Here is a 12980-nt window from a genome sequence, read left to right as displayed (position 1 = left end):
CAGTTGACAAAAAGGAAAAAAGAACATACGATTTAAATCGTAATAATTACGTTTTGTTCGGAAAGGAGTTACTCCTATGTATAAATGGCTTATCATCGGCGGCGGAATTCAAGGGTCGACCTTGGCTGTGTATCTGGTGAAGAGCGGAAAGGTGTCTATCCATGATCTTGCGGTCATTGATCCTCATGAACAGCCCCTTGAGTGCTGGAAGCGAAATACGGCCCGCATTCGGATGAATGATTTACGCTCTCCATCGGTCCATCACATGGATACCGAGCCGTTCAGCCTGCAAACGTATGCGGATAAAAGCCAGTGGCCGGAGGTATTCTTCGGGAGGTATAAGCGCCCCTCTTTATCGCTTTTTAATCAGCATTGTGAAACTGTATTGGATGAGATACATATTGATCAGGCGTGGAAGACAGGCATGGTGACAGACTTGAGAAGAAAAAACGGATTGTGGGAAGTGAGGACAGATGCCTCCGAAACAATCAGGGGCGAAAGAGTTGTACTAGCCATGAGTTTTTCACAACAGCCTTGCTGGCCGGAGTGGGCACAGCCATTTCAGAATGACGGCATTTATCATGTGTTTGACAGGGATGTGCAAGGGTTAAAACAGGAAGGCGTAAAAGCGGCAGTTGTGGGCGGAGGGATCACGGCGGCTCATTACGCCATAAAGCTCTCAGATGACGGGCGCGACGTGACGATGTTCGTGAGGGATCCGTTCCGCACCTATGATTTTGACAGTGATCCGGGCTGGCTTGGCCCGAAGTATATGAAAAGATTCAGCAAAACGTCAGACTATCAAAAGAGAAGACAATGGATCACAAATGCCAGACATCGCGGCTCCTTCCCGAAGGACATCTCAAGAAAGCTTGCTGTCTATAGAGAAGAGGGCAGGATAAAGGTCATTCAGGATGAAGTGATATCATGTCAAAAAACAGCTGACGGCCGGCTGCAGATACAGCTGAAGAAAAATGAATCGTCATACACATTCGAACATATCGCGCTGGCAACAGGCTTTGCCTCTGACATCAGCCGATTCGAGTGGGTTCAAAAAGCAGCGCAAGCAGAGCAATTGCTTTTTGCCGGCTGCGGCTTTCCGATTGTCGGCAAGGATTTGCAATGGGGAACGGGTTATACGTGATGGGTGCCTTTGCGGAACTTGAAATCGGGCCGACAGCGAGAAATATTTCCGGGGCGCGAAAAGCGGCATTCACCATTACACATACGGCATTTAAATCGTAATGATTCTATTTTGAGAGGGTATGATCACAATGAAAAAAATTCCGGTTACAGTACTAAGCGGCTATCTTGGCGCGGGAAAAACAACACTGCTCAACAGCATTTTGCAAAATCGCGAAGGCTTAAAAATAGCCGTTATTGTAAATGACATGAGCGAGGTAAACATTGACGCGGGGCTGGTCAAGCAGGAAGGCGGGCTTTCCAGAACAGATGAAAAGCTAGTGGAAATGTCAAACGGCTGCATTTGCTGCACACTTCGCGAGGATTTGTTAGTCGAAGTGGAGAAGCTGGCAAAAGACGGACGGTTTGATTATATCGTAATCGAATCGACGGGAATCAGCGAACCGATCCCGGTGGCCCAGACATTTTCTTATATTGACGAAGAGCTGGGAATCGATCTCACCAAGTTTTGTGAGTTAGATACGATGGTGACAGTGGTCGATGCGAACCGTTTTTGGCATGACTATCAGTCGGGTGACAGCCTTCTGGACCGCAAAGAAGCACTTGGGGAAGAAGACGAAAGAGAAATTGCCGACCTGTTAATCGATCAAATTGAGTTTTGCGATGTTCTGATCTTAAATAAATGTGATTTAGTCAGCGAGCAAGAGCTTGAACAGCTTGAGAAAGTCCTTCGCACCCTGCAGCCAAGGGCTACATTCATTCGTGCTGTCAAAGGGAACGTCAAGCCGCAGGAGATTTTACATACGGGGCTATTTAACTTCGAGGAAGCGAACGGATCTGCCGGCTGGATAAAAGAGCTGACGGCAGGCCATGCAGCCCATACCCCGGAAACCGAGGAATACGGCATTTCTTCATTTGTTTATAAAAGACGGCTGCCATTTCATTCAACGCGCTTTTATCACTGGATGGATCAAATGCCTAAAAATGTTGTCCGCGCCAAAGGTATTGTCTGGTGCGCATCGCATAACAGCCTCGCTCTTCTGATGTCCCAAGCCGGCCCGTCCGTAACGATTGAGCCGGTATCTTATTGGGTGGCGGCAATGCCGAAGCTTGAGCAGGAGCAAATCAAACAGCAGGAGCCGGAAATATTAGAGGATTGGGACCCGGAATTCGGCGATCGTCTGACGCAGCTGGTGTTTATCGGAACAGACTTGGATGAAGACGCCATTACGAAGGAGCTGGATCAATGTTTGCTGACTGAATATGAGTTTGATTCCGATTGGTCGCTGTTTGAAGATCCATTTAAATGGAAGCTGAATCAATAGGAAAAAGCCGTCTCCTGCGGAGCGGCTTTTTTTAATGAAACGTTTGTTTAAAGATAATGCGCGTATTTCTTCTCAAGGATATTCTGAAAAGCCGCCGCTACGGAGCAAATGGCCCAATAAATGAGCGCGGTCAGAATATACATGGTCATGTAATCAAACTCTCGGCCCCCAATAATTTTCGCATGCTGGAGCAATTCCGGCACCGTAATCATCGCGGCGAGCGAGGATGCCTTGATCAAATCGAGCAATACATTGGCGAGCGGAGGCAGCGCAATACGGATCGATTGCGGCAAAATGATGCCCCTCATCGTCTGCCAATAGGAAAGACCGAGCGAGGATGCGGCTTCCCACTGCCCTTTTTCAACGGATGAAATGGCTGAACGGTTAATTTCCGCAATATAAGCGGCGCTGTTGAGGCTAAAGCCGATCAAAGCGGCCGTAACGGCAGAAAATTCAATGCCGATATAAGGGAATCCAAAATAAAGGATAAACAGGATCACCAAAATCGGAACGCCGCGCATAAAAGAAATGTAAAGACGCGCCGGCCATCTCAGCAGGGCAATCTTAGACATTCTGGCGAGTGATATAAACAGCCCGATTACCGTTCCCGCAAACATGCTGACAAAAGAAATAAGCAACGTGTACCCTATACCTTTTATGACATAAGGAAACGATTCAATCGCCAGCTGTGTGTTGAAAATATATTCCCACTGAATGCTGTACATCATGGCGTCTGATTACAGGTCAACGTCTTGAACGTCGATATCCAGTTTCTTTGATACATCCGCTTTATTAAAGAATTGTTTCGACAGCTTTGTCAAAGTGCCGTCCTTGCTCATCTTTTTCAGCGTCTCGTTCATTTGTTTCTGAAGCTCAGTATTGCTTTTTTTCATGACAAGGGCCTGTTTGTTCGGCATGTACTTGATGTCAGGATGGATCGTGATGTTAAGATCCGGAAATGCCGCAAGTGCCAGTGTCTGCAGGTAATAGTCGTTTAAGATGACATCAGTGCGGCCGTTGGCAACATCTTTTAAATACTGCTCGTTGGTCGCGTTATCATAAATGACTTCTTGTGCGCCGTATTTTCTGGCAACGTCCATATAGACAGTTGTCGCTGCGCCAGCCGCTTTTTTCCCTTTTAAATCTTTCAGTGTTTTAATCCCTGATAAATCATCTTTTCGGACAATGGCTGTGCCATATGAATATTTATAAGGAGAAGAAAACGCGAACTTCTTCTCGCGGTCCTTTGTCACATCTATATCATTGGCGGCAGCGTCAACCTGGCCGCTGTTCACCGCTGTCAGCATCCCGTCGATGCCCATTTCCTTGAACTCGACTTTGAGCCCGAGACGCTTAACCGCTTCTCGAACAACTTCAACCTCATAGCCTGTCAGTTGATCCTTACCTGAATCGGTATCATGATAGGACGTAGGATAAAGTGTGCCGGACGTAGCAACGACGATTTTTCCTTTTTCTTTGATCTGCTCCCAGCCTGTATGCTTGGAACCGGCTTCATCTTTGCCGGAACAGGCTGCCAGTATAAGAAAGAAAGCCATTGTAAAGCTAAAGATAACGGCTTTTGATTGCTTACATGATTTCACCTATGTTTCCCCCAATCTGTTAATCAACTAAAAAGATAGCATTGAACATAAGGGGTTGCAATATGTTGATGGCGTTTTCAAAAAGTTCGAATTGTGTATACAAATGAAGCTGCGAGTTTAAAACCAGCCGGGAAGGGAAGGAGTCATAAAAAAGGAGTTGGCCAAGGATGAAAGCACTGACATACCAAGGGAAAGAGCATGTGGAAGTGAAAGAGGTTGAAGCTCCACGGATTCAGGATGCAAGAGATGCTATTATCCGCATTACGGCAACGGGTATTTGCGGCTCTGATCTTCATTTGTATAAAAACGGGATTCCGGCTGCGCCGGATTATATTATCGGACATGAACCGATGGGAGTAGTTGAAGAGACCGGAAGCGAGGTTCAATCACTAAAAAAAGGCGATCGTGTCGTGATTCCGTTTAACATTGGGTGCGGCGAATGCTTTTATTGCAAGCATCAAATGGAGAGCCAGTGCGACGAATCAAATCCAAACCCGCATACCGATGCCGGCGGTTTATTTGGTTTCTCTGAAGATAACGGCAATTTTCCCGGAGGGCAGGCTGAATACTTGCGGGTGCCGTTTGCTGATTTTTCATCCTTCAAAGTTCCTGCCGACAGTGAGCTTAAGGATGAACAGGTCTTGTTTCTATCCGACGTGATGCCGACAGCATATTGGAGCGTGGAGCACAGTGGAGTGAAAAAAGGCGATACCGTCTTGATTCTGGGAGCGGGGCCGATTGGATTAATGGCGCAAAAATTCGCTTGGATGAAGGGAGCGAAACGCGTCATCTCCGTTGATCAAGTTCCTCATCGCCTGGAGCATGCAAAACGGACAAACAGCGTGGAAACGTTCAACTTTACAGAACATGATGAGATCGGGAAGCTTCTTTATAATGAAACGGACGGCGGAGCGGATGTCGTTATTGATTGTGTCGGAATGGACGGGACCCCGCTGTCGAAAGAAAAAACATCTGAAAAGCCGAACCAATTCGGAACCATCAGCCCGATTCTCACCGCGTCTGAAGCAGTCAGAAAGTTCGGCACAGTTCAGCTGACAGGGGCATATATTTCTCAAGCGGACGGTTTTCCGCTCGGCGATTTCTTCACCCGCAATGTCTCTGTCAAGATGGGACAGGCACCCGTCATTCATCTGATGCCGATGCTGTATCAAATGGTTGAGCAGCAAGAAATTGATCCTACTGATATCATTACGCACAAATTAAGTCTTGCTGATGCCCCTAGAGCATATGATATATTCGATAAGAAAGAAGACGGCAACATCAAAGTCATATTGAAACCATAATGGGGGAGTTACATGAAGAACTATAAACCGGCCGGATTTTGGATCAGACTAGGAGCTTCATTACTGGATTACATTATTGTCTCGGTGCCCCTTTTGCTGATCTATTGGCTGATCACAGGAAAAGACCCGAACGACAGCATGATTATCAGCCTGGTCGTTTTGCTGTACTCTATTTTGCTGCCGGTATTTTGGCAAGGTTATCTCATCGGAAAAAGGATTTGCGGAATCAGAATCGTAAAAAAAGATGGGTCACAGGTCGGCCTGGTTACCATGATTATGCGAGTCATCATTGCCGGACTGGTTTACGGCATAACCTTCGGGCTTGGCTTAATTGTCAGCCTTTTTATGATTGGGCTGAGAGAAGACAAACGGACGCTGCATGATTTTATCGCAGGAACATACGTGACTTACGCATCACCGGGAGAAGAAGAACTATATACGGACGAACAGATCAGAAAGAGCGAATAGTGGTTCGCTCTTTTTATTTTGTATACATAAAAAACCAAAAAGAAGCAAAATATATGAAAAAAGCTAGGAGGAATAAACTGGATGAAAAAAGTGAAAGTCAATATCATCGGAATGCTCATTGCCGCGGCTGTTATTTCTTTAACTGGCACAGCTGAAGCAGCGGGAAAACAGAATCAGCAGCCGCCTGCAAACGTTACACTGACTGAACAGCAAAAGAAAGAAATTGAACAGCTGGAAGCAGACATATTAAAAAAACGCAAGGATGTCATCTCAAAGTATGTAGAATACGGAGTTCTGCCTAAAGAAAGAGGAGATCACATCAAAAATCACATGGTCAAACACTTTGAAATGATGAAACAAAACGGCTTTGTTCCGAAGCCTCATCCTCATCCGCATAAATTTGAAAAGAGACATTAGGCTGTAAGCATCCAATTAAGGTTGGGTGCTTTTTCATTACCGTTAAAAAGAATATACTGACAATATAATATATAATTTGGAATATGAGAACGCATTCTTATGGCTCAAAAGATTTTACTTAATATATTCATTTAACGCGAGAGGAGAAGCTATGTTTTTAAAAAGAGTAACACTCCTTAGAGATAAGATCCCGTCCTTTAACAGATACCCATTCACTATCCCTGCTGTAAGTCAATTACACGACATTTCATTTACCAGAGAAGTGACTTTTTTTGTCGGGGAAAATGGCTCGGGGAAATCGACGTTGCTTGAAGCAATTGCTGATAAGTGTGAATTTAATACAGCGGGCGGCAGCCGTAATAATATCTATGAATTGCAGGAGTCAGACTCTCATTTGGGAGATTACATACGTTTATCATGGCTTCCTAAGATCACAAATGGTTTTTTCTTAAGAGCAGAATCGTTTTATCAGCTTTCTCTTCATCTTGATGAAGTGGAACGGGATGCTCCGCAGCCATATCTCTCCTATGGTGGAAGGCCGCTGCACAAGCAATCGCATGGTGAGTCTTTTATGTCGCTGTTCCAACATCGTTTTAAAGGAAAAGCTATTTATCTTTTAGATGAGCCTGAAGCTGCTCTTTCTCCCGCGCGTCAGTTAGCTTTTTTGAGAGTCATACACGATTTAGTGAAGGGCGGAAATGTACAGTTCATCATTGCCACTCACTCCCCAATTTTGCTGGGTTATCCGAATGCTGACATTTTCAGCTTTGACGGGGGCAGTATTCATCATACAGAATACGAAAGCACTGAACACGTCCAGTTAACAAGATATTTTCTTGAACAAAGAGAGAAAATATTAGCTGAGCTGTTCCGGGATTAACATCGTGTTGCTATGAAACGCGTTTCATAGCCTATGATAGGCTTATCAAATATTTCAGGAGTGATTAACACAATGATCCATCAACATCCAGAATCTTTTCCGAAACATTTTTTATGGGGCTCGGCTTCAGCAGCTTACCAGGTTGAAGGAGCTTGGAACGAAGATGGCAAAGGCCCTTCTGTATGGGACGTGTTTACGAAAATCCCCGGCAAAACGTTTAAGGGCACCAATGGTGATGTTGCAGTTGACCATTATCACCGTTATAAGGAAGATGTCGCTCTGATGGCTGAGATGGGGCTGAAGGCATATCGATTCTCTGTCAGCTGGCCGCGTATTTTTCCAAAAGGAAAAGGAGAAATCAATGAAGCCGGTCTGGCATTTTACGATAACCTGATTGATGAATTGCTTTCTCATAACATAGAACCGGTTTTGACTTTATATCACTGGGATTTGCCTCAGGCGCTTATGGACGAATATGGCGGATTTGAGTCGAGAAACATCATAGAGGATTTTAATCATTACTGCATTACTCTTTATAAACGCTTTGGGCAGAAAGTGAAATATTGGGTAACGTTAAATGAACAAAACTACAATTTTAATCACGGCTTTCTAACAGCTATGCATCCGCCTGGCGTGAAGGACAGAAAACGATTTTACGAAGCAAATCATATTGCGTTTCTGGCAAATGCGAAAGCCATTGAGTCCTTCAGAAAATATGTGCCCGAAGGCAAAATAGGACCAAGCTTTGCTTATTCTCCCGCATACCCTTTAACCAGTCATCCAGAGGACATTACGGCATTTGAAAATGCTGAAGAATTTATGAATAATTGGTGGCTGGATATGTACTGCTGGGGAACCTACCCGCAAATTCCTTTCCGCTATTTAGAAAAACAGGGATGGGCGCCGACAGTCGAACCGGGTGATATGGAGCTGCTTGCCAAAGGGAAGCCGGATTTTGTAGGTGTCAACTATTATCAAACGATTACTTACGAACGAAATCCGCTCGACGGTGTCTCAGAAGGGAAAATGAATACGACGGGACAAAAAGGGACCAATCAGGAAACAGGGATGCCGGGACTATTTAAAACTAAGAAAAATCCTAACCTAACAACGAGCAACTGGGATTGGACGATTGATCCGGTAGGATTGCGTATCGGGCTTCGCCGTATTACGACACGTTATCAGCTTCCTGTGTTTATTACAGAAAACGGTTTAGGAGAATTCGATAAAGTTGAAGAAGGCACTATACATGATGATTATAGAATTGATTATTTGCAATCGCATCTTGAGCAATGCAGACAGGCCATTAGTGATGGAGTCGATTTGATTGGATATTGCAGCTGGTCATTTACTGATCTGTTAAGCTGGCTGAACGGTTATCAAAAAAGATACGGCTTTGTTTATGTGAATCGTGACGAAGAGAATGAACATGACTTAAAACGATTGAAGAAAAAAAGCTTTTATTGGTATCAGGATGTCATTAAGACAAATGGAGAAAATGTATAAAGAGTCCCTGAGAGTATTCCTCTCAGGGCTTTTCATTAGACGGAAACAGCATCAATGATATAAGTGTCAGCGTGCAGATCTGACAGCTCAGCCGGCACAGTGTAGCATGTGAATTGATAGTCTCCTTTAGGAAGGTCAAAGGACAGCCTCTTGGACATGATGCTTTCAATTTCAATTCCGTCTGTTGTGACGTGAAAAGGAACAGTCACTTTTTTTTCATAGGATGCAACTGTTTCTGAACTGTTAAGGCGTAAAAGAATATATACCTTTGAATTTCGCTGTGCCTCAAACGAAATGGCTTCGTCCGCTTCCGCATATCCTTTTTCAATCGCTTCATCTGTCCAATCGATGACAGGCGGTGCGGAACCCTTTTGAAATACAGTAAATTGATGATATGAAATCGTCAGTTCTTGCGGCTTCCATGATTTGATCAATGTGCTGTTCCTCCTCTTTTAACTGTTTACTGAATCGTAAATAAAACCTTTGTGCCATCAGGGTAATCGGTCAGCTGATGCCCGACCCAGGAGCCTGCGCCGCGATTGTCAGCGGGAGAAATATATTCTACAGAAGCCCCTTCACCGCCTTCTTTGCACATGGCCATTGGCCATTCATCTCGGTCATACCCTGTTTTGGAAGGTACGTCTTTTAATGATTGTTCGCGGCGTTCCTCAGCTCCGTCTCTGTCTATGGTGCACACATCTGAATGCCCCTCACTTATTGCGTCCTTGATATGATTTGCTGTCTCAGGATAACGCTCAGAAGGGAAGGCCAGTGTTTCGTCATATTCTTCTGTTTGAGACGTTTTTTGATCGTCTGAGAAAAAGTCTCCCTTAATCAGGCCAACAGCTGCAGCTGCTATGACGACTATTACGAGAAGTAAAGTTTTTATAATGTCCATTCGTGATGATCACCTCCCGCGTCAGCAACTTTAAAACTGCTCCAAGAGTAATGCAGAAAGGGCTGGGTGTAAAGATTAAAATTTTTTGTTTTGCCTTAGGTTTATTGCAGAAATCGTAATTTTAGCAGATCGAAATATTCATTTTAAAAAAATAACGTTATCAAATTGAAATATTGATACTAGATTATAGGCTGTTTTCAGGTTGATCAATCATTTTAAATTGACTTATGATACTCGTAAGCTCTTCAGCCAATTGAGATAACGTTTCTGAGGCTGCAGTAATCTCTTCCATTGCGGCAAATTGCTCTTCTGTTAAAGCTGCCGCCTGCCGGGTACTCTCTGTTGATTCTTTAATGTCTGTTGTATTGGCGGCAAAGGATTCATTGATTTTTTGCGTACTTGCTGAAATGTTGGTAACAGATGCTGATAAATCGCTGATTTCCGCAGTGATTTCATCTGTTGCGGCTGCAATTTCTTTAAATGCGTCTCTGGTGCGGTGAATCATGTTTACACCTTCAGCAGCTTCTGTTTTCACATGTTCAACAGACTGCGCAGATTCAGTCATATCATTTTTTATCTCAGCGATTAATTTGGAAATCTGTCCGACAGACCGTTGAGATTCCTCTGCTAATTTGCGAACTTCATCAGCAACAACGGCAAAGCCTTTACCGTGTTCTCCTGCTCGGGCAGCTTCAATTGCTGCATTAAGAGCAAGCAGGTTTGTCTGATCGGCAATTTGGGTGATAACGGATAAAATTTGTTCAATTTGTTTAGAACGACCGTCCAGCTGCTGAATGATCTCTCCGCTTTTTTCAATCGAATGGTGAATGGTATCCATTTGTGCCTGAACATTTGAAATTTCATTTTGGCCAATGTCTGCTTTTGATTGCGCAAGCTGTCCTTTCTCAGCAATGGCAGCAGTATTTGAAGAAATATGCCGTATGTCAGCTGTTGTTTGCTCCAGTGATTTTTCACTGTTTTCGATTCGTGTGATTTGATGTTTGGCACCGTTTGCAATTTGCTGAACAGCTTCTGTGATCTTTTCGGAGGCTTGATTGGTTTCTTCTGCTCCGGCTGAAAGCTGCTGAGAGGCTGATGCAAGCTGAAGGGCGGATTGCTGTACCGTTTGGATTGTCTGATTCAGCTTCATTCTCATCTTATTATAGTAGACACTTAGTTCTGCTAACTCATCAGCGGACTTGTCTGAAACTTCTATTGTCATATCTCCGTTTCCGGCGCTTTCAAAGGCGTATTTTAATACGTTCAGCCGACGGTTGATTCTTCTGGTGAAAAGCAAAACAAGGATGACAGATATAATAATAACTACAGCAAGAACGATAGCGAATTGAGTGAACAGCGATTGGGTAAGCGATGCTAAAATGCTTTGATTGGCTCCTGTATACAGCATACCGATAATGTTGCCTTCCTTATCTTTTAAGGGCATATATGCTGTTTGATAAGAGGAGCCTGCCACATCTGCTTGTCCGTAGAATTGCTTCCCGTTTTTTAAAACAGCGTCAGTGACCTCAGCAGAAGCTTGAGTGCCGACAGCTCTTTCGCCGTCTTTCATTACGTTGGTTGCGACCCGAGTATCTCCTTGGAAAATCGTTACGGTGTCACCTGTTTTTTTGCCAAGCAGATCAACAATTTCTTCATTTCCGTTTATTTGTGTCTCGCCTTTATACAGCTTATCGTTTTTTACCTCCCAGTTCCCTAAAATCACGTCGTCAATATACGTGCTGCTTAAAGCAAGATCGCCTTTTGCTTTTTCAGTGGCCATTTTTTTCATGCTGCTTGTAATGTCTTTTAGCATTACGGCGCCGACTGATAGAGAAAACAATAGAATAACTGCGAAGACCAAGCTGAGAATTTTAGTTCCAAGCTTCAGCTTTATTTGTTTTTTCAACATAATTCCTCCCTCTGTTTGTTTGTAGGTCATATTACTTATCGGGTTTTTCGGTGTAAAGTTTTATTTTAGGGGATATTAAAACCGGCCTGATCTCCAGGCCGGCTGTGTGACGCTATTCAAGGTTTGCGTGGTAAGTGAACATGGTTTCAGAATCGAGTCCTTTTTTCTCCATGAGTTTTAAAATTATTGCATCATAGAACAGCAGCAATGTTTGCTCAAATAATGAACCCATTGGTTGCATCGTTTTATAGCTTCCGTTTGACTGGTCTTTAGGAGAGCCAGGCATTTTGACGATGAGATCCGATTGTTTTCCAATGCTCGAATCCGGATTGATGGTTAAAGCGGCAACAATTCCGTGTAAGCTTTTTGCTTTAGCTGCTGTATGGATCAGGCTCTTTGTCTCGCCTGATCCTGAGCCGATAATGACGAGGTCTCCTTTGCGGAGCGGCGGAGTGAGAACCTCACCGGCAATATGAGCGTTAAAGCCCATGTGCATCAATCTCATCGCGAAGGATTTTGCCATCAGGCCAGACCGCCCCGCGCCCGCAGTGAAAATTTGATTGGACGAAAAAATGTGATCGGCAAGCTGATCAGCTTCTTCATTAGAAATATAAGCCGCTGAACGGTGTAATTCATTGAGAATTTCCGTTACGTATTCAGTCGTTTTCATTTTATTTATCCTTGGGCAATAAGCTGTTTCATTTTTGAAGCTGTTTCTGCTTTATCGGCTGCGCTTGTAATTCCGCCCCCAACAATGACAAGGTCAGGGTTTTGTTTGATCACTTCTGGCAGTGTATCAAGTTTGATGCCGCCCGCAATTGCGGTTTTTGCGTTTTTTACGGTATTTTTGATGGTCGTTAATTCTTCGAAAGAGTTTTTGCCCTCTGCTTGAAGATCATAACCAGTGTGGACGCAGATGTAGTCAACACCGAGTGCGTCAATTTCTTTCGCACGGGATTCAATATCTTTCACGTTAATCATGTCCACTAAGATTTTCTTCTTCTGTTTTTTGGCTTCTTCTACTGCGCCTTTAATTGTTGCATCGTCTGTAGCCCCTAAAACGGTGATGATGTCAGCTCCAGCTTCCGACGCTTTCATAATTTCGTATCCGCCGGCATCCATGATTTTCAGGTCTGCCAGGACCTTCAATTGCGGAAATGTTTCTTTTATTTCTTTAACGGCTCTAAGGCCTTCATTAATGACAACCGGTGTTCCGATCTCAACCACGTCGATGTATTGTTCTACTTCTTTGACAAGCTCGATGGCTTCCGGGATATTTACTAGGTCTAATGCCAGCTGTAATTCCATTGTTGATCCACTCCCTTATTCGAATTATTTTTCATTCTATAGGTTCCCTCTTTAGCTGAGAAGTAGGCACTTTGAAGTCAACTAGTTACTTTGAGGATACTGTGAGAAGGGGCAATCAGATTTCTTTCGCTTGGTTTTATGAGTGAGTATAATGAAAAAGAGTCTGCCAAAAAGTAAGTAAGTGATGATACGTATCTAACATACAAAAAGGATACTAAGGG

The 12980-nt window shown here is 43.9% G+C and carries 15 protein-coding genes; 8 read left to right on the top strand and 7 right to left on the bottom strand.

Features of this window, described 5'->3' with window-relative positions; genetic code table 11:
- The first annotated feature begins 76 nt into the window (after nt 1-76).
- The 3 genes from H7F27_RS19040 to zinU are packed head-to-tail and all read left to right on the top strand — an operon-like array spanning nt 77 to nt 2468.
- Entirely contained in the window at nt 77-1144 is a 1068-nt protein-coding gene (locus tag H7F27_RS19040) for a lysine N(6)-hydroxylase/L-ornithine N(5)-oxygenase family protein (RefSeq protein WP_260627292.1), read from the top strand.
- A complete protein-coding gene (locus H7F27_RS21025; RefSeq protein WP_260627291.1) occupies nt 1123-1245 on the top strand; it encodes a hypothetical protein in 123 nt (40 codons plus the stop codon). Before H7F27_RS19040 ends, H7F27_RS21025 begins: the two co-directional genes overlap by 22 nt.
- A 29-nt stretch (nt 1246-1274) precedes the next feature.
- Nucleotides 1275-2468: a zinc metallochaperone ZinU gene (gene zinU, locus H7F27_RS19035; RefSeq protein WP_024120169.1), complete on the top strand. Its 1194-nt coding sequence runs from the start codon at nt 1275-1277 to the stop codon at nt 2466-2468.
- A 47-nt stretch (nt 2469-2515) separates the two neighbouring features.
- Here the strand turns inward: zinU and H7F27_RS19030 are convergent, their stop codons facing one another.
- Nucleotides 2516-3196 carry an amino acid ABC transporter permease gene (locus tag H7F27_RS19030; RefSeq protein WP_026014657.1) on the bottom strand — a complete coding sequence of 227 codons (681 nt, stop codon included), beginning with the start codon at nt 3194-3196 and terminating at the stop codon, nt 2516-2518.
- 9 nt (nt 3197-3205) lie between these two features.
- Nucleotides 3206-4069, bottom strand: coding sequence for a transporter substrate-binding domain-containing protein (locus H7F27_RS19025; protein ID WP_185848300.1), 864 nt, complete (start codon nt 4067-4069; stop codon nt 3206-3208).
- Between the two features lie 167 nt (nt 4070-4236).
- Here H7F27_RS19025 and H7F27_RS19020 point away from each other — a divergent pair, with 167 nt between their 5' ends.
- From H7F27_RS19020 to H7F27_RS19000, 5 genes are all read left to right on the top strand, one after another.
- On the top strand, nt 4237-5373 hold the full coding sequence (locus tag H7F27_RS19020) for a zinc-dependent alcohol dehydrogenase (protein ID WP_185848299.1): 1137 nt from the start codon (nt 4237-4239) through the stop codon (nt 5371-5373).
- A gap of 12 nt (nt 5374-5385) precedes the next feature.
- Nucleotides 5386-5841: an RDD family protein gene (locus tag H7F27_RS19015; RefSeq protein WP_185848298.1), complete on the top strand. Its 456-nt coding sequence runs from the start codon at nt 5386-5388 to the stop codon at nt 5839-5841.
- A gap of 81 nt (nt 5842-5922) precedes the next feature.
- Nucleotides 5923-6258, top strand: coding sequence for a YckD family protein (locus tag H7F27_RS19010; RefSeq protein ID WP_185848297.1), 336 nt, complete (start codon nt 5923-5925; stop codon nt 6256-6258).
- Between the two features lie 151 nt (nt 6259-6409).
- Nucleotides 6410-7138, top strand: coding sequence for an AAA family ATPase (locus H7F27_RS19005; RefSeq protein WP_024120175.1), 729 nt, complete (start codon nt 6410-6412; stop codon nt 7136-7138).
- 72 nt (nt 7139-7210) lie between these two features.
- The gene (locus H7F27_RS19000) at nt 7211-8644 is read left to right on the top strand and encodes a glycoside hydrolase family 1 protein (RefSeq protein WP_095714429.1); all 1434 of its coding nucleotides are present in this window, start codon (nt 7211-7213) and stop codon (nt 8642-8644) included.
- A 35-nt stretch (nt 8645-8679) separates the two neighbouring features.
- Here H7F27_RS19000 and H7F27_RS18995 read toward each other — a convergent pair whose 3' ends face one another.
- From H7F27_RS18995 to hxlA, 5 genes are all read right to left on the bottom strand, one after another.
- The gene (locus H7F27_RS18995) at nt 8680-9078 is read right to left on the bottom strand and encodes a competence protein ComJ (RefSeq protein WP_024120177.1); all 399 of its coding nucleotides are present in this window, start codon (nt 9076-9078) and stop codon (nt 8680-8682) included.
- A gap of 26 nt (nt 9079-9104) precedes the next feature.
- Complete coding sequence (nucA, locus tag H7F27_RS18990) at nt 9105-9542, bottom strand: DNA-entry nuclease (RefSeq protein WP_024120178.1); 438 nt, start codon at nt 9540-9542, stop codon at nt 9105-9107.
- Nucleotides 9543-9726: 184 nt separating this feature from the next.
- Nucleotides 9727-11451, bottom strand: a complete 1725-nt coding sequence (tlpC, locus tag H7F27_RS18985) for a methyl-accepting chemotaxis protein TlpC (protein WP_185848296.1) — start codon at nt 11449-11451, stop codon at nt 9727-9729.
- 112 nt (nt 11452-11563) lie between these two features.
- Nucleotides 11564-12121: a 6-phospho-3-hexuloisomerase gene (hxlB, locus tag H7F27_RS18980; RefSeq protein ID WP_185848295.1), complete on the bottom strand. Its 558-nt coding sequence runs from the start codon at nt 12119-12121 to the stop codon at nt 11564-11566.
- Nucleotides 12122-12126: 5 nt separating this feature from the next.
- On the bottom strand, nt 12127-12759 hold the full coding sequence (gene hxlA / locus H7F27_RS18975; RefSeq protein ID WP_003224929.1) for a 3-hexulose-6-phosphate synthase: 633 nt from the start codon (nt 12757-12759) through the stop codon (nt 12127-12129).
- Between the last annotated feature and the right edge of the window lie 221 nt (nt 12760-12980).

Source organism: Bacillus sp. PAMC26543, assembly GCF_014250375.1.
GTDB classification, from domain to species: domain Bacteria; phylum Bacillota; class Bacilli; order Bacillales; family Bacillaceae; genus Bacillus; species Bacillus halotolerans.
This window is presented reverse-complemented; position numbering and strand designations above follow the sequence as displayed.